This window comes from Streptomyces sp. NPDC002851 (genome assembly GCF_053591935.1).
The window spans coordinates 83,522-102,079 of sequence record NZ_JBSFUT010000008.1 but is presented as its reverse complement, the minus strand read 5'-3'; the positions used below and the strand labels follow the sequence as shown (position 1 = coordinate 102,079).

Here is an 18,558-nt window from a genome sequence, read left to right as displayed (position 1 = left end):
CCATGTCGCACCCCAGCAGCGCAGCCAGGACCGCCCTTGTGGTCACCGCACACCACCGGACCGATTCCCTCACCGCGCACACCGCCCGCCGTACCACCGCGCAACTCGAGGCCGCCGGATACCGCGTCGACCTGCTCGACCTGCACGCCGAAGGGTTCGACCCGCGGATGAACGTGGCCGACCAACCTGACTGGGGCAACCGGGAGAAGCCGTACTCGGACGAAGTCCAGGCCCATATGCAGCGCGTTCTCGATGCCGATGTCGTCGTCGCCGTGTTCCCCGTGTACTGGCAGAGCGTGCCCGCCCTCCTCAAGGGCTGGATCGATCGCGTGTGGAACTACGGATTCGCCTACGGCCGCAGCAAGCCCCGCTTGTCGGGCAAGCGCATGCTGTGGCTGGGCCTGGCCGGTGCCACCTCCGACGATCCCATGACGGAGGGAATGCGGGCCGTCCTTGAGACCAACTTGAGCGAGGGAATCGCCTACTACTGCGGATTCTCCTACTCTTCCGTCGCCCTGCTCCCCGACGCCGAGGAGCGCCCGCAGCGTATCGATGCCGAGGGCAATCTGCTGGTCGGCGACGCGGTCGCGGGAGCCGAACGAGAGGCGCAGTACGCCGAGTTCGACCGTCGTGCGAGGAAGGCCGTGGAAGGGTTCCTCGCGGCGGAACTGGTGGCGGCCTGAGGGGCCCGGCAGCCACACCAGGGCCACGATCTGAGGACGGGGCAACAGCCGCCCGTGCTGCGGCTGTTGCCCCGTCTCGTGCGTTTCAGCGAGAACAGCAGGGGTTCGAACGTCTCCGTCAGGTGGTGGGTGCGGGAGAGTGCGCCGAGGCGTCGGTGTCGGTGTCGGCGTCGGTGTGGGCTTGTGCCGGTGGAGCCGGTCGGGCCGGTGACGCGGTGGGGCTCTCTTCCTCGGGCAGGCGCAGGAAGAGCGTCATCAGGGCGCTGGCGGCGTACAGGGCGGCGAAGATCCACATGACGCCCTGGACACCGAGGGGCCCGAGGAAGACCGCCACGATCGCGGGGCCGGTGAAGACGCTGGCTCCGGCGCCGAGGTTGAGGGCGGACATGGCCTGGCCCTTGTGTTCGGGCGCCATGGACGGCATGAGTGCCGAGAGCGGCACGTAGCCCGCCAGCGTTGCTCCGTAGAGACCGGCGACCAGGAGCGCGAGGACGTAGTTGTCTCCTGCCATGGTGGGGACGTAGTAGAGCAGCAGCGTGGTGACGGTGCAGCCCATGCCGCCGAACCAGGCGACGGTGCGGCGCCAGCCGAACTTGTCGCCAAGGAGGCCGAAGAGCAGATTGAAGCCGATGTTGACGGTGAACATCACGGTCAGCAGCCGCAGCCACTGCTCGAGAGTGAAGCCGATGGTCTCCGTGAAGAAGATGGGCAGGAAGACCAAGTAGCCGAACTGCGGTGCGGTGTTGATGACGCGGACGGCGGCTCCGACGGCCACGCGCGGTTTGCGCCACAGGATGGTGATGCTGCCGAGGAGGGTCGCCACGGGGCGTTCCCCGGGTGGGGCCAGGCGGCGGGAGCCCGTGGTGTCGCGTACGCACAGCAAGGTGATGAGTCCGCCGGTGGCGACCAGTCCGAGGGCCACCCACAGGGTGTTGTAGGCGCCCATGTGGGGAATCAGGCCACTGGCGAGCAGCGAGCCGAGGGTGGGCAGGCCGCCGGTGAAGGCGAACCAGAACCAGCCGGCCGCGCTGCTCAGGCGCGCCTTGGGGGTGGAGGCGGCGATCCACACCAGGAACCCGAAGGCGAACAGCGGATAGCCGAAGCCGCGCAGGCCGTAGCTGAGCAGGAGGATGAGCGGGTCGCCGCTGGGGACGGCTACGGTCAGGAACAGCGCGTGGAGGGCGGCCCAGATGCCCAGGCCCGTCCACATCACGCGGCGTGGGCCCCACAGTTCGGACAGGGCGCCCGAGAGCCATGCGGCGATACTGGCGGCGATGCCGTAGGCGGTGAAGATCATGGCGACCCATTCCTTGGGGACGCCCTCGTCGAGGAGGTACGGGGACAGGTAGCCGGCTTCGACACCGTCACCGATCATGAAGATGAGCACACCGAGGAAGCCCCAGGTGAGCGGCCTGGGGATGCCGAGCCGCTCAAGGAGCCGGGGAGACTGCTGCGTGGCGGCTCTCGCGGACGGTGCGGGGGAGCTTGTCATGGGGACACACCCTTGCCTGTGTGGGATTTCCGGTTCCCTCGCCGACGTCGCTGGTCGGCTGGGCGGGGTGTGATGAGCAAAGACCCGCAGCTCACGTACGGGCAACGCATCCGGGGAACACCACGTCAACGTCGTCCAAGATCGAGTTAAACGGCGGTGAATGCGGGACGAAGGAGCCGGGCCGGTGCGTAGGTCGCCGGGCAACGCATGTTTAATCTGCGTTAAATATCACACGGGTGTGAAGTGAGGCAGTGCTCATGGAAGAAGCTCAGTCCCGGGGGTCGGGTCGGGTGGACCGGACCGACGCGCAGGGTGAGCGCAGGCAGCTGATCCGGGACCGGATCGCTGCTGAGGGGTTCGTGCGGGCCGCGGACCTGGCAGGCCAGTTCGGGGTCAGTGTGATGACCATCCACCGCGATCTCGATGCGTTGCAGTCTCAGGGGTGGCTGCGCAAGGTCCGCGGCGGTGCCACCGCGCTGTCTTCCACGGTGTTCCACGGCGACGTGCACGAGCGCATCGCGGCCATGGCCGAGACCAAGAGGCAATTGGCCGATGCGGCGGTGAACCTCATCGCACCGGGCCAGACGCTCATGCTGGACGACAGCACGACGTGCCTGCACTTGGCGGAGCGGCTCGGCCAGCGCACCCCTCTCACGGTGATCACCAATTTCCTGCCCGCCGTCAAACTGTTGGCGGGCGAGCCGGGTATCAGCCTGGTGGTGCTCGGCGGCACCTACTTTCCCGCCTACGACGCCTTTCTCGGTCTCCGTACGGCTGAGGCCGCGGCCTCCTATCGGGCCGATGTGCTGTTCATGTCGACCACGGCGATCACCAAGGGGCGCTGTTACCACCAGTCGCAGGAGACCGTCCACGTCAAGCGGGCGCTGCTCGAGTCCGCGTCCCAGCGCGTACTCCTCGCCGATCACACGAAGTTCACCCGAGAGGGACTGCACGCCCTTGCGCCGCTGACGGACTTCGACGTCGTCCTCGTGGACAGTGGCCTGCCGCCGCAGGAACAGCGCCGTATCCGGGACCTGGGCGTGACGCTCAAAGTGGTGGGCCGCCACCACTGACGGCGCCGGTCCAGCCAATGTCCCGCGTGAACATCACACGGTTTTCACTCGGCGTGAGGTGGATACGGGCCCCGCTCGCTCGGGGGCCGGGCGGTGTCTTCACGTGGCGTGCACGGCACGTCGTGAGAACGCCGCGGCAGGTGTTGACCCCCGCTTTGCCGAAGGCGTTGGCTCGTGAGTGGGGCCGACATCGGCAACGCGCCATCACCTGGCCACGGCCCCGTATCTCGCCTCCGCGGAGGCTGCCGGATGGGCGTTCCACCGCGACATGTGCGCGGTGGAACCTGGGCGAAGGATGGAAGTCATGTCGATTCTGACCGTTGACGTCGGCACGTCGATGATCAAGGCGGTGGTCTTCGACGATCAGGGCACCGAGATCGCGGTGTCCCGTCTGGCCACGGTGGTCGACCGTCCGCAGCCCGGCTGGGCCGAGCAGGACATGGACACGGTGTGGAACGCCATTGTCTTCACCGTCCGCAGCGTGCTCTCGGAGCTGCGCGATCCGGTGCGCCTGGTCTCCTTCACCGCTCAGGGCGACGGGTGCTGGCTGGTCGACGGGCAAGGGCGTCCGACCGGCCCCGCCGTGCTGTGGTCCGACGGACGCGCCGCCGCCATCGTGGAGCGCTGGGCCAAGGATGGTGTTCTCGAGGCGGCCTTTCGCCGCAACGGGTCCCTGACGTGTACCGGGATGCCCAATGCGATCTGGTCCTGGCTCGCCGAGCACGACCCTGAGCGGCTTGAGCGCTCCGCGGCGTCGCTGACGGCCGCCGGCTGGGTGTTCTCGCGCATGACCGGGCAGCTGGCCGTCGACGAATCGGACGCGTCGGCGCCGTTCCTCGATCACTCCACCGGCACCTACGACCCGAAGATCGTGGAGATGTTCGGCCTGTCGTGGGCCGAGCGGCTGCTGCCCAAGGTGCTGAGTGAACAGGAGCGGGTCGCCGAGATCACGCCGGAGGCGGCCGGGCAGTTGGGGCTTGAGCCGGGACTTTCGGTGGTCATGGCGCCGTACGACATCGCCGCGACCGCTCGGGGGGTCGGGGCGGTCAATCCGGGCCAGGCCTGCAGCATTCTGGGCACGACGCTGTGTACCGAAATCGTCCGCAAGAGCGTGGACGCCACGGGCGAACCGTGCGGCATCAACATCGCCTACCGGGGCCGGGAGCGTGTCCTGCGAGCCTTCCCCACCCTCTCCGGCACCGAGGTACTCAGCTGGGCGGCCGCCACGCTCGGCCTTGACGGCCCGCCGGAACTGGCCGCGCTTGCGTTCACCGCCGAGCCCGGCGCACATGGCTTGGCCTTCCTGCCGTATCTGTCCCCGGCCGGTGAGCGGGCCCCCTTCCTCGACCCTCGTGCCCGGGGCACGCTGTGGGGGCTGACCCTGGAGCACGACCGGGGCGATGTGGCACGGGCCGTTTTCGAAGGACTGTCCCTGGCGGTGCGCGATTCCCTGGCCGCCTCCCGCAGCGACATCACCGAACTCAGACTCTGCGGCGGCGGCGCCAACAGCGACGCGTGGTGCCAGCTGATCGCGGATGTCACCGGCGTGCCGACGGCCCGGTCCACCGACACCGAGGTCGGCGCCAAGGGCGCCTTCGTCACCGGCCTTGTGCTGACCGGAGCCGAATCCAGCATGCACAGCGCGGCAGCCAACTACGTGCGGATGAGGTCGGCCTGGGAGCCCGACCCGGCGCGCGCCGCCCTCTACGCCGCCCGGTACGAGGACTTCCTCACCTGGCGTTCCATGGCCCGGCGCGCCGGCTGGCAGCCGACCACCAGCACGCCCACCGCCACCGCGCCCACCGCCAAGCAGGAGGTGTCCCATGTCTGAGCTGGTACGTGAGGACATCTGGCTCGGGCTCGACCTGGGCACCCAAAGCACACGGTGCGTCGCTGTCGACAGTGAGGGGCAGGTCCTCGCCGCGGCGACCCGGCCGCTGAGCAGCAGCCGGGACGGCGACCGGCACGAACAGGACCCGCGGCAGTGGTGGTCCGCACTCGCCGAGGCATGCCGCGAGGTGATGACCGCCGTCGACCCCAAGGACGTACGCGGCCTGGCCGTGGACGCCACCTCCGGCACGATCCTTCTCGCCGATGCCGCGGGGACGCCGCTCACCCCCGCGATCATGTACGACGACAGCCGCGCCACTACCCAGGCGCAGCGCGTCAACGCGGCGGGCTCCGCCCTGTGGCAGCAGCTCGGCTACCGCAGCATGCAACCCACATGGGCGCTGCCGAAGCTCCTGTGGCTCCTTGAGCACTCCGCCGCCGGTGCTACGTCCGGCGCCGCATCCGGGGTCCGCCTCCTGCACCAGGCCGACCTGATCACCTGGCGCCTTGCCGGAGAGCAGGTGGCCGCCGATGCGAGCCACGCCCTCAAGAGCGGCTACCACCTCATCGAGGAACGCTGGCCCGACGAGATCCTCACCTCCCTCGACGTACCAACTGGCCTGCTGCCACCGGTCGTCCGGCCCGGCACCACCCTGGGCGCGGTCTGCGCGGCCGCCACACAGGACACCGGCATCCCCGAAGGCACCCCGATCATCGCGGGCATGACCGACGGCTGCGCCGCGCAGATCAGCGCCGGTGCCCTGACACCGGGTGCGTGGAACTCGGTGCTCGGGACCACCCTGGTCCTCAAGGGCGTCAGCCCCCACCTGGTGCAGGACCCCCAAGGCGTCGTCTACTGCCACCGCGGCCCCGACGACATGTGGCTGCCCGGCGGCGCCTCCAGCAGTGGAGCGGGCATCCTCACCCAACGCTTCCCGGGCGCCGATCTGAACGACCTCACGGCCCGGGCCGCCGCCCACGCCGCCTCGCGCGCCGCCTCCCGCGGCAGCGACGCCATCGCCTATCCGCTCGTCTCCCGCGGCGAGCGCTTCCCCTTCCGCGCCCCTGAGGCCCGCCCCTTCATCCTGGGCGACCCAGTCGGCCAGGCCGAGCAGTTCCACGCCTGCCTCCTGGGCGTGGCATGTCTGGAACGGCTGTGCTTCGACTACCTCGACCATCTCGGCGCACCCGTCGACGGACCGCTCACCCTCACCGGCGGCGGCTCCCGCAACCCCTACTGGTCCCAACTGCGGGCCGACGTCATGGGCCGCCCCGTCCTGCTGCCCAAGGAAGCCGAAAGCGCCCTCGGCATGGCCGTGCTCGCCGCCACCTCCAGCGGCGCCCCGCTCCACCAGGCGGCGGCCGCCATGGTCCGCATCGACCGGCAGCTCACCCCCGACGCGGAACGCAGCGCCCGGTACACGCCCCTCTACCTCGGCTTCGTCAAGGAGTTGACGCAACGCGGTTGGCTCGACCCCGCGGTCGCCGACCACGCGCACGGAAAGGCCACCACATGACCGACTTCATCCTCGTACGCCACGGCGAAACCATCTGGCACGCGGAGAACCGCTACGCCGGTCAGACCGATGTCGCCCTGACCCACCGCGGCCACCAACAGTCCGCCGCCCTCGCCGCGTGGGCCGCCGACGCCGACCTCAGCGCCGTATGGAGCTCACCGCTCTCCCGCGCCCGCCTCACCGCGGCACCCGCCGCGCAGGCCTGCAACCTGGACCTGCGCACCGACCCGCGGCTTACGGAGGTCGACTTCGGCGCGGGCGAAGGGCTCACCCGGTCCGAGATGCGCGAGCAGTTCCCCGACCAGCTCGAAGCGTTCCTCACCGACCCCGTCCGCAACCACCTCCCCGGCGGAGAGGACCCCCGCCAGGCCGCCGAACGCGCCTCGGCCTGCCTGCACGACATCGCACACGACCACCAGCTGGGCACCGTCCTGGTCGTCGCCCACTCCACCCTGCTGCGCCTGACGATCTGCCACCTCCTTGGCATCCCCCTGGCCAACTACCGGCAGGTCTTCCCTGAGCTGCACAACGGCGCACTCACCGAAGTCCGCCTCGCCGAAGGGCACGCCGCCCTCCTGCGCCTCAACGCCCCCGTCCCCGCGGCGTCACCGGCACTGCGCTGACCACGCCCCAACCAACTGACCAACCAAGGAACCCTTGATGAGCACCTCCGTCCTGGCCGCCGGCGACCACTTCGTCCTCCCCGGCCTGTTGACCCAGGCGGTCACCGATGCCGCACCGCACGCCCTCGACCTCGACATCCGCGAAATTCAACTCCCTTGGCCGCACACTCCGTTCGGCCGCGTGGCCGAGGTCGTCGAAGCGTCCGGCACCGAAGACCAGATGATCGAAGCGCTCCAAGGCGTGAAGATCTGCGTCACCCAGCTCGCCCCGCTCACCGAACGCATCCTGAACAACTGCCCCGACCTGGAACTGTTCTGCGTCAGCCGCGGCGGGCCCGTCAACGCCAACCTCGACGCCGCCGCCCGGCACGGCGTCGCGGTGTGCTACGCACCGGGCCGCAACGCCACCGCCACCGCCGAACACACCCTCACCCTGCTCCTCGCCGCGGCCCGCGGCGTCGCCGACACCCACACAGAACTCCACAACGGGCACTGGCGCGGCGACTACTACGACTACGACAAGTGCGGCATCGAAATCGAAGGCAGCACCGTCGGCCTGGTCGGCTACGGAGCCATCGGCAGCCGCGTCGCCACCGTCCTGAAAGCCATGGGCGCCCACGTCCTGGTGTACGACCCCTACGTAACCCCGCAGACTCTGGGGGACATCGCCGAACACGTCACGCTGAAGGAGCTGTTGACCCGCTCCCGCATCGTCTCCCTGCACGCCCGCGTCACCGAGGAGACCACCGGCATGATCGGGCGCGACGAGATCGCGTCGATGCCGACCGGGTCGGTGCTCGTCAACTGCGCACGTGGCGCGCTCCTCGACTACGACGCGGTCTGCGACGCACTGGAAGCCGGACACCTGCGCGGCGCGGCCTTCGACGTCTACCCCGAAGAGCCGGTCCCGCCGGGCTCCCGCCTTCTGACCACGCCCGGCATCGTCCACACCCCCCACATCGCCGGAGGAAGCCAGCAAGTCGCACACAAGGCCGCGCGCATCGTCGCCGCGGAAGTCGGCCGCTACCTGCGCGGAGAACCCCTGAAGCACCAAGCCCGGCCCGCGGCGTGACGCTTGGGCCCGGCGGCGGGGCCGGAGGGGGAGGGGGAGGCGGAGTCGATGAAGACCGCCGTGAAGAGGCGGGGCGCGTGAAGGAGTGTGGGGAGGGCGCGTTCCTCGCGGCGGTGTGGCGCCGTCGTTCACGGGAGGGGCGGATCTTGTGATGGCCGTCGCGGGGGACCGGAGCCTTAATAGACTCCCCGCGTGCCGATCATGCGCGAGTTATCCACAGATGCAAAGCAGCACCTTCGATTCGCTCTGCTCGGTCCACTCCAGGCCTGGCGCGGCGACGCGCCCGTGGAGCTGGGGCCGGTACGTGAACAGGCCCTGCTGACCGCGTTGTTGCTCCGGCCGGGCAGAACGGTCAGCCGACAGGAACTGCTCGACGGCGTCTGGGGTCCGGAGCTCCCCGGCACGGGCGCCAAGGTGATCCCGGTCTATGTGCACCGGTTACGCAGACGCCTGGACGCGCTCCGGCAGAGCACCGCGGACTCGGTGATCGTCACCGTCCGCGGCGGGTACCGCTTCGACCCGCGGAACGCGCGCGTGGACGTGCTGCGCTGCGAGGAACTCGTCGCGCAGGGACGGTCGGCGAGGGACTCCGGGGACCTGGACGCCGCGGTGGACGCGTGGTCCGAGGCCCTCGCACTGTTCCGCGGTGAGCCCCTGGCCGGGCTCCCCGGGCCCTTCGCGGAGGGGGAACGGCTGCGGCTGACGGAGCACCGCCTCGTACTGGTGCAGGGAAAGGCCGATTGCCAGCTCCGGTTGGGACGGCACGCCGAAGCCGTGGGTGAACTGTTCTCCCTGACGGCGACCCACCCTTTCAACGAGGCGCTGGCCGCCCTGCTCATGCGTGCCCTCTACGCCGGCAACCGGCAGGCCGACGCCCTGGACGTCTACACCACGGTCCGTCGCCGCCTGGTGGGCGGGCAAGGAGTGGAGCCCGGTGCGGAACTGCGGCGTGTGCACGAGGCGGTGCTCCGCGGCGACGACGCGTTCCTCGGCATCGCCGTACGACAGGACCGTACGCCGCCGCAACGCACGGACCCACCGCCCGAGACACCGCCCCGCGAGCGCCGCAGGCGCCAGGAACTCCCCGTCGACATCGGCAACTTCACGGGCCGGGACCGAGAGCTCGAACTGCTCGTCGCGCCCACCGACCCGCGGGCGGTCGCGGTGCGGGCGGTGGACGGAATGGCCGGCGTCGGGAAGACCGCCCTGGTGGTGCGCGCGGGGCGGGCGCTCGCGGACGAGTACCCCGACGGGTGCCTGTTCGCGCAGCTGCACGGGCACCGGGAGGCCGCCGAGGCGATGGGGCAGCAACGCGTACTGCGCCGGTTGCTGCGGGCGGTGGGCGCACCCGAGGGCGAAGACTTCGAGGACCTGGACGAGTTGGCCGCGTCCTGGCGGGCGGCGACTGCCTCCCTCCGGCTGCTCCTCGTGCTCGACGACGCCTCCGGCGCCGAGCAGGTGCGGCCCCTGCTGCCCGCGGGTTCCGGCAGCCTGGTCCTGGTGACGAGCCGCGGGCGCCTGACGGGCCTGGACGCGGACCGCAGGATCTCGCTGACCCCGCTCGGCATCGACGCGGCGGCGGGACTGCTCACCCGTATCGTCGGCGGCGAGGGATCCGCCCGCGAGCAGGCGGCCGTACGCGAACTGGCCACGCTGTGCGATCGTCTTCCGCTGGCGCTGCGGATCGTCGGGGCGCGGATACAGGACCGCCCGTTGTGGGCGGTGGAAGCGCTGGCGGCGCGCCTTGCCGACGACGAGCGCCGACTCGACGAGCTCGCCGTGGAGGACCGCAGCGTCGAAGTCGCGTTCCAGATCTCCTACCACCAGCTCCCGCCCGAACAGCAGCGAGCGTTCCGCGCCCTGGGCCTGGCGCCCACCGTGCACGTCGACCGCCTCGCGCTTGCCGCGATGCTCGGCCGCACGCCGCCCCAGGCCGAGCAGGCCCTGGCGGGCCTGGCCGACGCGAGTCTGGTGCAGCAAGTGACCGCCGACCGCTACCGGTTGCACGACCTGATGGCGGTCTACGCCCGCCGCCTCGCCGCCGGGTCCCCCGACGAGGTCGCGGCCGCCCGGAGCGGCGTGTTCCGGCTGTACGTGACCGCCGCCCGCTGCGCCAGCGACTGGGGCACCTCGCTCCCGCTGACCGGCGGGCAGGACACCGGCCCGTTCACGGACTGGGAAGACGCCACGGCCTGGCTGGACGCGGCAGGCGGCGAACTCGTCGACGTGATCGGCCGGGCGGTCGCCACGGGCCATCCGGACGACGCCTGCCGGATCGCCGAGGGCCTGGTCGACTACCTCACCCGGCAAGGCCGGTTCCACGAGTGCCGCACGGCCCTGGAAACGGTCCTGCCCGTCGCCGACCGGGTCCCCGAACGGCGCCTCGTCTCCGGGCTGCGCACCGGCCTGGGCATCATGTACGGCCTGCAGGGCCGCTACCAGCAGGCCCGTACCTGGTTCACGGAAGCGCTGGACATCAGCCGCCGGGCCGGCGACCCGCACGAGCAGGCCAGGGCCGCCGCAGGTCTCGGGACGTTCGCCAACCTGGCGGGACATACCGCCGAGTCGATGACCCATTTCGCCGAAGTCGCCCGCCTTGTCATGGAGTTGGAGCACGACAACTGGCTCATGGGCTCGGTCATGACCCGCGTCGGCGACATCCACCACCAGCTCGGAGAGCACGACAAGGCGTACGAGCGCTACACCGACGCGATCGCCCTCGCCGAGAAGGGCGGCAGCCCCCGGCTCCTCGGCAAGACACTGCTCCGCCTCGGCGGGCTCCAACTCGACCTGGGCCGGTACGCCGACGCCGTCGGGGCCCTTGGCAAGGCCGAGGACCTGGCCCGACGTCTCGGCGACGTCCCCCTGCGCGCCGCCGTCCTCGCCCGCCTCGCCACCGCGGAAGCGAGCCTCGGCAACGCGACGGCGGCCGCCGACCTCCGCCGCCGATCGCGAGCGATCCTCGACGAGCAGACCGGCACCGAGTCGGAGATCGCGATCCGCCATCAGCTGGTCTGGTACGGCGCCGCGGCGGAGGACCTGGCCGGGGCACGCGACTTCTTCGAACGCTCCACCGCCCTGCCCGACACGGAGGCCAAGCGGGCGCGCATCTCCCGCGTACTGGACGACCTGGGCCGCCGAGGACGCCCCGGCGCGGAGGACGCGTAGCCGCTGCCGCTGCCGCCGCCGTGCAGAGCTATGGCCGACGGCCCGGCAGGAGTGGGCCCGGCCGCCGCAACGCGATCGGCCGGGCCGCTGAACTCCCACCGGTCAGGGGGTCAGGGGTTGTCGCTCACCGGTCAGGGACGCCGTGCCGGGTTCCCGGCAGCGTCCCTCCACTGGATCCCGTTGCCGCTGTCCTCGGTCAGGGTCTGCTCGATGACGTTGCCGTCATGCGCGTAATTCCCGTGCAGGCTGAAATAGCCGGGCGCGTTCTGGACGGCCGCGTCACAGACGGGGTCGCCGTTGATGCAGTACCGCGTGACCGGGATGCCGTTGAAGTCATCCGGACCGGCGCCGGGAGAGGTGAAGAACCCGGGAATGCCAAGGCCCCTCGGCACCTGGGCCCCGAGGCCGGTGCCGGGCTGCATCGGGTCGGCGTACAGCTTGCCGGTGACCTGCGCAGCCGGAATGCCGGTCTCGCCGCGAGCGATCTTCTGCAGAACCTCGTCCGCGACCTGCGCCCCCTGCGAGAAGCCGGCGATGGTGAGCTGCGCCTCCGGGTGGGCGCGGTGGGTTTCCTCCGCCACCCGCAACGCCTCCTGGATGCCCTGCTGCACGCTGGCATCGTAGGTCGGCGCGGTGAGGGCCTCGGGGTGCAGCCCCTTGTCGTCGACCAGTGGTCCGGTGGGGCCGATGAACGGGCCGACCGAGGCCGGGTAGCACACCGTGATGGCGCGATCGCCGAGTTGGTGCGCCTCGTTCGCCGCGTCGTAGGAGTAGGTGCAGTGAGGTGCGGGCGGCGTGGCCCCCGTGCCGCCGATCTCGATGTAGTAGCGATCCTCGTCGGCCGCCTGTGCGGCGCCGGGGAACGCGACGGCGGTACCGACCGCCAGCGCTGCCGTCATGGCCACGGTCCCAAGAGCCCGTGCCGTCCTGCTAGCCATCGACATTGCTTGATCTCCCCCTTGGAGTGTGGACGTGCCCTGCAAGGCACGAACCCAGACGCTAGGGACGGCTGTTGCCATGGCGATGAAATGTTGATGAATCCGCTGGTGGGGGCAGCGCCGCACCGGGGGAGGGGAGTCGCGGCACGTGGCGGTCTCAAGACCCAGGTGCCGACCAGCGGCTGCACTACAGTTGGCTGACCATGCCCGATCTCCTCGGAATCAACCATCTGACTCTCTCCACGACCGACCTCGACCGGCTCGTGACGTACTACACGGAGTTGCTCGGCGCAGCGCTCGCGTTCGAGCGCGCTGCAACCCTTTCTGATCCCCGGATCGCAGTCATCGATGTCGGCGGGAACGACCACCTCGTGATCGTCGAAACCGCTGCCGCCCCCACCACTGATCTCGACCCTCTGAGCCGGGCGGGATGGGGACTGCGCGTGCGAACATACGCGCAGCTGTGTGAGGTTCGCGAACAAATCCTGGGCGCCGGGTGGCCGGTGGGACAGATCGAAACATTGCCCACCCAGTGGACGATGACAGCTCGCGATCCCGATGGCCGCCCTGTGGACGTTCGAGCCCATCGTCCCCGCACCTCAGCGCCACCACCAACCACTGGCTAACGGCATTCCCGACTCTCCACACACGCTCCAGCAGCCGCGGCCACCAGTACTTGGCGACATCTCGTGGCCGAGCATCGCGATGGTGAACTCCCGCCCCAGGCCGAGTTGAACCGCTGAGCTGAAGGACCTGTCCTGTCGGCTGCCGACCGCGGCGCAAACGGGACGACATCACCCTGGCTCATGGCGCGGATTCCCCCGATGCCGCCTCATGGTCTGCGTTGCTGCTGGAAATCCAGGCCCTCTTCCGACGTGATGCCGTGGTGCTGCACTGTGTCCTGGTACGGCACACACCGACACGACGCAATCGCCGAGCCGCCCCAGGGAGCCCGCATGGCAACGGACGCGGAAGCAGCGACAGAACGAGGAGCCGCCGACCGGCTGTTACGGGAGCACCAGGTCGACCCAGCCACAGGCTTCCTTCCGCCCGCGCGGTGGGGCGTCCGCCGGTGCTCTCCTACGCGTCCCATGTCCTGGTCAACTGGCGCCGCCTCGACCCCGCGCGCCCCGTCGAACTCGGCAACGTCGCCCGGCTGCAGAGCTTCCTCGGCGGCCTGGACGAGGACTGGTTCGTCGTGGTCCACATCGCCATCGAGGCCCTCGCCGGACCGGGCCTGTTCGCCGCAGCGCGCGCCCAACAGACTGCGGCCGAGAACGACATGGAACGGGCGGCCACCCATCTGCGAACTCGGAGATGGGCGACCGCGGCCGTGCCTGCCCCTGCGCCCGGTGTGTGCTCTGGCTCAGGTTCCATGGCCGGTCCGTGCTGACAGCCCTCGGCCTAGGCACTGGGCGAGGCGGGCTGCGATCCTTCCGTCCGGGTCGAGTCGGGGGTTGAAGATCGTGACATCGAGGCCGACCGCTTGTGAGTTGACCAGTGCTGTCCGCAGGACGCTTTCCAGTTCTGACCAGGACAGCCCTCTGGGGAGGCGGTAGTCGACGGCAGGCATGATCGCGTCGTCCAGGACATCGACGTCGAGGTGGACCCAGTACCCGGCGCTGTCGCAGCCGGTGAGCCGGTCGACCGCGTGGCGCGCTGCCGTGGCGGCTCCGGCCGCATGCACGGCGTCGAGGTCGACGGCGTGCATCTGCGGCGGCAGAGGCTGCATTCCGGCTTCGGCGGACTCGACCGAGTCGCGGAACCCGAAAGCGACAACATCTTCGTCCCGGACCAGGGGGCCGCGCCCTTCGAGGTCAGCGAGCAGCCGCGGGCCACGGCCCGTAGCCAGGGCGAGTTCCATGGAGGCTGCTTCGCCGGTCGGCTCCGCGGACGGCTGGTAGAAGTCGGTGTGGCCGTCGAGGAACAGCAGGCAGTAGCGTCCGCGGCGTCGCAGGGCGAGGAGGTTGCCGAGCAGGACGCTGCAGTCGCCGCCGAGGACTACGGGGAAGCGGTCGGCGTCCAGGGCGCTGCCGACCGCGTCGGCCAGTCGGACCGAGTATTCCGCGATACCGGTGGGGTTCAGGATCCCGGTATCGGCATCCCGCCTCGGGTCGTACGCCGGTGCTTCGACCCGGCCGGCCCGCATCGCCCCGGGGTGGAGCAGCAGACCGGCATCGAGCAGGGCCCTCGGCGAGTCCTGGACGCCGGAAGGCCGCAGCCCCAGCACGGACGGTGCCTCGATGATCGCCAGTTCCTGCACGCCTCAACCCTTCCCTGCCGGGCGGCGCCTGCCCGGCATGCATCTCTGGCGCCACCGGGTCGAGTTCCACCACCACAGGCCATACTGCCGCATAACGGGCATGGGGGGGCGGTGCGTCGGTCACCGCGCCGCCCCCCCCGGAACGTCGGCCGCCCCCGGGAACGCATGCGGCGCCCGGACACCTGTCGAGGCAGAGGACGGGGTCACCACACGACGGCGCCCGACGACGGGCCGCCAGAGCCCAACTCCGCTGTCCGGCAACCGAGGTGACCGCGGCATGGACCCCCGCGGGGACGGCGCCGAGGATGGTGGTCCGTGGTCCGCCCGGGCCGAGGTCTCAGGGCTTGCGGGTCGCCGGGCCGGGGTCTCAGGGTTTGCGGGCCACGCCCGCGTACGCGTCGACCGCGGTTGCCTCGGCAGTGTCGGTGGTGTCGGTGGTGTCGGCGGTGTCGGTGTCCTGCGGGCGCCAGCGGGTCACCTCCGTGACGCCGGGCTCGAGCAGTTCGAGACCGTCGAAGAAGCCGGCGATGTCGGCGACGCTGCGGACGTAGTACGGGACCGCGCCGCTCGCGTTGTACGCCTCCGAAGCCGCGATCATGCCGGGGCTCGTGGCCGTCGAGTCGCTGATGACCAGGTAACTCCCTGACGGCAGGCCCGCCATGAGACGGTTCACCACGTCGCGGGCCCTGTCGTAACCGTCGACGTGGCCGAGCGTGTTGAGGATCATCAGGGCGACGGGCCGGGTGAGGTCCAGGGTCTCGGCGGTGTGGGCGAGCACCGTCTCAGGGTCGTAGAAGTCGGCGTCGAGGTACGCGGTGCGCCCCTCGGGCGTGCTGGTGAGCAGGGCGCGGGCGTGCGTGAGGACGAGCGGGTCGTTGTCGACGTAGACGATCCGGGCGTCGGGGGCGGTGCGCTGGGCGACCTCGTGCGTGTTCTCGGCGGTGGGCAGACCGGTGCCGATGTCCAGGAACTGCCGTACGCCGCGTTCGGCGGCCAGATGCCGCACCGCGCGGCCGAGGAACCGGCGGCTGGTGCGGGCCACGTCGACGAGACCGGGGAAGATTTCCTTGATGTGATCGCCGATCTCCCGGTCCGCCTCGTAGTGGTCCTTGCCGCCCACGAAGTAGTTCCAGAACCGGGCGGAGTGCGGCTTGCTGGTGTCGATCCGGGCTTGTACGTCCCCGGCATCGCGGTAGGGGTCACGGTCGGACACAAGAGCTCCTGGTAGCTGGCGGTGATCAAGATCGGCCGGAAACCAACCTAGACTGCTCCGGGGCCCGAAGTCGTCCCGGGGCGACCGGAGTTGAAGAACCGTCACACCCGCCTTCCTGCTCGGACGGACCACCGCAGATCACCGTGGCGCCACGGTGCCATGGTGCCGTGGCGGAACACCGAACACGCCCCGGGGCACCGCCTTGACTAAAGCGCATTAGTTTGCGAGGAATACCCCCGTTGTGAGGGCTGTGGCCCTGCGAGTTCGCCGCACTCAATCGACAAGTGAAGCACCAGTGTTGACGCGGGCGGGGAATCCGGTGCCACAGCCACAGCCACAGCCACGGCGACAGCATCAGCCACAGCAACAGCCCAGCCACGGTGACCGTGCCCGGCCCGCAGCGCGCGGCGCTCACGCCGCCCGCCCAGGTGAAGGAGTGATGCACGCATGGATCGCAGAACGTTCATCGGCCTGCTCGGCGCGGCAGGGGTGACGGTCCAACTCGTCAATCCGGCCGGGCTGACCGGGCTGACCGCGTCGCCGGCATTCGCGGCAGCCGAACCGGCCCCGGGCCGGGCCCCGCATCAGCCGTTCATGCACGGCTACAACGCGGCCTCCCTCAAGAACTGGAGCCCGCAGACGGACCGTTACGCCCCGTACTTCCGCTCGCGCGTCCCCCTGGCCACCCGCATCGCCCCGTTCGCCGCGACCCAGGTGAACCCGGCCCTTGCGACCGGCCCGCAGCTGATGAACCTGAGCTACGACTACGACAACTCCTTCTTCACCGCGTACAAGTACAACGATGTCTTCGCCCGCCGCCTGCTCCGCTTCTGGCAGTACACCGACCTGTACGGCTCCTGGCACGGCATGCCCGTCGACGGCTCGCCGACCGACAACCCCGAGCACGGGCTGATCAACCTGCCCAACCCCGCCTACACCGACGCCGCCCACCGCAACGGCGCCAAAAGCCTGGGCTGTTGGTTCTGGCCGCGGTCCGGCACCTTCTCCGACTACCTGGAGCAGCGCGCCGACGGCAGCTTCCCGGTGGCGGACAAGCTGATCGAGATGGCCGAGTACTTCGGCTTCGACGGCTACTTCATCAACCAGGAGGCCGAGACCGCACCGGCGGACGCGGCCAAGCTGATGGAGATGCTCACGTACCTACGCGCCCAGGCACCGGAGGGCTTCCACATCCAGTGGTACGACACGATCATGGTCAACGGGAAGCTGGACTACCAGAACCAGCTCAACGACCACAACGCCCCATGGATCCAGAACGGCGACACCCCGGTCAACAACAGCCTGTTCGCCAACTACTGGATACCGGACGCCGAGCAGGTCCAGACCTCCCGCACCACCGCCGAGAAGCTGGGCCTGGACCCGTACGAGACCGTCTTCCACGGCACGGAGAACGAGAAGTACGGCTACAACCCGCCCTACGACACCCGGCTGATCTTCCCCGAGGGCAAGCCGGCCCGTACCAGCTGGGCGCTGTTCGGCTCACACTTCGCCTGGGACCGCTACCCGGACCGCGACGACCCCGACGCGCAGGACGCCGTCTTCCAGCGCGAGCGCCGCTACTGGTCCGGCCCCCGCGAGGACCCGACCCGCACCGGCCGCACCGAGTACGTGCCGTGGCCCTACGAGGACGACGGCAAGCCGCGTGACGCGGACAACCACAACAAGTGGGACGGCGTCGCCCGGTACATCACCGAACGGTCGGTCATCGGCTCGTTCCCGTTCGTCACCCGCTTCAACACCGGCCACGGCCGCGCCTTCTTCCTCGACGGCAGCCGCGCGGGCGAGAGGGACTGGAACAACGCGAGCATCCAGGACATCCTGCCGACCTGGCAGTTCTGGACCCGCAGCGAGGGCAAGGGCCGACCGCTCACCGTCGACTACGACTACACCCTCGCCCACGACGGCGGGTCCTCCCTGCGCATCGCCGGCGACCTCGGCCCCGACAACACCACCACCGTGCGGCTGTTCAAGACCGCACTGAAGGTGACCGGCGCCGAGCGGCTGTCCGTCACCTTCACGACCGGACAAGCAGGCGCGGACAGCGGCCTTCAAGTGGGGCTGATCTTCACCGACGCCCCGGGACACTTTGTCTGGCTGCCGGTCGGACACACCACCAGCCGTTCCTGGAACACGGCCGTCCGCAGCCTCGACGCCTTCGCAGGCCGGACCATCGCCGCGATCGGTATACGCGTCTCCTCCCGCCACCAGGGCGCCTACGCGCTGAACCTCGGCGAACTCGCCCTCCTCGGCAGCGAGCCCCCCGCCCGCCCGCAGACCCCCTCGGGCTTCACCGTGGACGCCGCCCACCTCCAGGACACCACCGCCGAAGTATTCCTCTCCTGGCAGTTCCAGGACCGGGGCGTCTGGTACTACGACGTGTACCGCGAACTGCCCAACGGCCGACACGAGGCCGTCGGCCGGATATACGACGAGGTGTACTACGTGAAGGCCCTCGAGCGCGCCGGGAACGAGGACACCACGACACTCCAGCTGGTCGCGGTCGCCCCCGACGGCTCCCGCAGCGCACCGGCCCTCACACAGGTCCGCTGGACCTGACGGCCCCGGTCCCCGCCACCTCCCGGCACCGCCGGGAGACGGCGGTCGCGCACGCGGGGTGGTCCCGGGCCAAACTCCCACTGCTGTGCAAACGCGTCCTTCTCACCGC

At 70.2% G+C, this 18,558-nt stretch carries 14 protein-coding genes; 10 read left to right on the top strand and 4 right to left on the bottom strand.

The features are described 5' to 3' along the window. Positions 1-2 precede the first annotated feature (2 nt). Positions 3-683 carry an NAD(P)H oxidoreductase gene (locus tag ACWD10_RS11335; protein ID WP_451089426.1) on the top strand — a complete coding sequence of 227 codons (681 nt, stop codon included), beginning with the start codon at positions 3-5 and terminating at the stop codon, positions 681-683. A 118-nt stretch (positions 684-801) separates the two neighbouring features. Here ACWD10_RS11335 and ACWD10_RS11330 read toward each other — a convergent pair whose 3' ends face one another. Then, positions 802-2,175: an MFS transporter gene (locus ACWD10_RS11330; RefSeq protein ID WP_451089424.1), complete on the bottom strand. Its 1,374-nt coding sequence runs from the start codon at positions 2,173-2,175 to the stop codon at positions 802-804. Positions 2,176-2,465: 290 nt separating this feature from the next. Here ACWD10_RS11330 and ACWD10_RS11325 point away from each other — a divergent pair, with 290 nt between their 5' ends. The 6 genes from ACWD10_RS11325 (at position 2,466) to ACWD10_RS11300 (ending at position 11,458) form a co-directional block, all read left to right on the top strand. Continuing rightward, positions 2,466-3,248, top strand: a complete 783-nt coding sequence (locus tag ACWD10_RS11325; RefSeq protein ID WP_451089422.1) for a DeoR/GlpR family DNA-binding transcription regulator — start codon at positions 2,466-2,468, stop codon at positions 3,246-3,248. 304 nt (positions 3,249-3,552) lie between these two features. After that, positions 3,553-5,079, top strand: a complete 1,527-nt coding sequence (locus ACWD10_RS11320) for an FGGY family carbohydrate kinase (protein WP_451089420.1) — start codon at positions 3,553-3,555, stop codon at positions 5,077-5,079. After that, positions 5,072-6,595: an FGGY-family carbohydrate kinase gene (locus tag ACWD10_RS11315; RefSeq protein WP_451089418.1), complete on the top strand. Its 1,524-nt coding sequence runs from the start codon at positions 5,072-5,074 to the stop codon at positions 6,593-6,595. The genes ACWD10_RS11320 and ACWD10_RS11315 overlap by 8 nt, the downstream gene beginning before the upstream one ends. Next, entirely contained in the window at positions 6,592-7,218 is a 627-nt protein-coding gene (locus ACWD10_RS11310) for a histidine phosphatase family protein (RefSeq protein ID WP_451089416.1), read from the top strand. Before ACWD10_RS11315 ends, ACWD10_RS11310 begins: the two co-directional genes overlap by 4 nt. Positions 7,219-7,255: 37 nt before the next feature. After that, positions 7,256-8,290 (top strand): 2-hydroxyacid dehydrogenase, encoded by a 1,035-nt coding sequence (locus tag ACWD10_RS11305; RefSeq protein WP_451089415.1) that lies wholly within the window; start codon positions 7,256-7,258, stop codon positions 8,288-8,290. A 201-nt stretch (positions 8,291-8,491) separates the two neighbouring features. Next, a complete protein-coding gene (locus tag ACWD10_RS11300) occupies positions 8,492-11,458 on the top strand; it encodes an AfsR/SARP family transcriptional regulator (RefSeq protein WP_451089687.1) in 2,967 nt (988 codons plus the stop codon). A 131-nt stretch (positions 11,459-11,589) separates the two neighbouring features. Here ACWD10_RS11300 and ACWD10_RS11295 read toward each other — a convergent pair whose 3' ends face one another. After that, the gene (locus ACWD10_RS11295; RefSeq protein WP_451089413.1) at positions 11,590-12,357 is read right to left on the bottom strand and encodes a cutinase family protein; all 768 of its coding nucleotides are present in this window, start codon (positions 12,355-12,357) and stop codon (positions 11,590-11,592) included. 242 nt (positions 12,358-12,599) lie between these two features. Here ACWD10_RS11295 and ACWD10_RS11290 point away from each other — a divergent pair, with 242 nt between their 5' ends. Together ACWD10_RS11290 and ACWD10_RS11285 are read left to right on the top strand one after the other, a co-directional pair. Continuing rightward, positions 12,600-13,022 carry a VOC family protein gene (locus ACWD10_RS11290; protein WP_451089411.1) on the top strand — a complete coding sequence of 141 codons (423 nt, stop codon included), beginning with the start codon at positions 12,600-12,602 and terminating at the stop codon, positions 13,020-13,022. Positions 13,023-13,453: 431 nt separating this feature from the next. Beyond that, positions 13,454-13,789: a hypothetical protein gene (locus ACWD10_RS11285; protein ID WP_451089409.1), complete on the top strand. Its 336-nt coding sequence runs from the start codon at positions 13,454-13,456 to the stop codon at positions 13,787-13,789. Here the strand turns inward: ACWD10_RS11285 and ACWD10_RS11280 are convergent. After that, positions 13,763-14,659, bottom strand: a complete 897-nt coding sequence (locus ACWD10_RS11280) for an arginase family protein (RefSeq protein ID WP_451089407.1) — start codon at positions 14,657-14,659, stop codon at positions 13,763-13,765. The two genes, ACWD10_RS11285 and ACWD10_RS11280, sit on opposite strands and share 27 nt — an antisense overlap. 367 nt (positions 14,660-15,026) lie before the next feature. Then, positions 15,027-15,872 carry an SAM-dependent methyltransferase gene (locus ACWD10_RS11275; RefSeq protein ID WP_451089405.1) on the bottom strand — a complete coding sequence of 282 codons (846 nt, stop codon included), beginning with the start codon at positions 15,870-15,872 and terminating at the stop codon, positions 15,027-15,029. 447 nt (positions 15,873-16,319) lie between these two features. Between ACWD10_RS11275 and ACWD10_RS11270 the strand changes: the two genes are divergently transcribed. Further along, positions 16,320-18,449, top strand: coding sequence for an endo-beta-N-acetylglucosaminidase (locus ACWD10_RS11270; protein ID WP_451089403.1), 2,130 nt, complete (start codon positions 16,320-16,322; stop codon positions 18,447-18,449). The last annotated feature ends 109 nt before the right edge of the window (positions 18,450-18,558 follow it).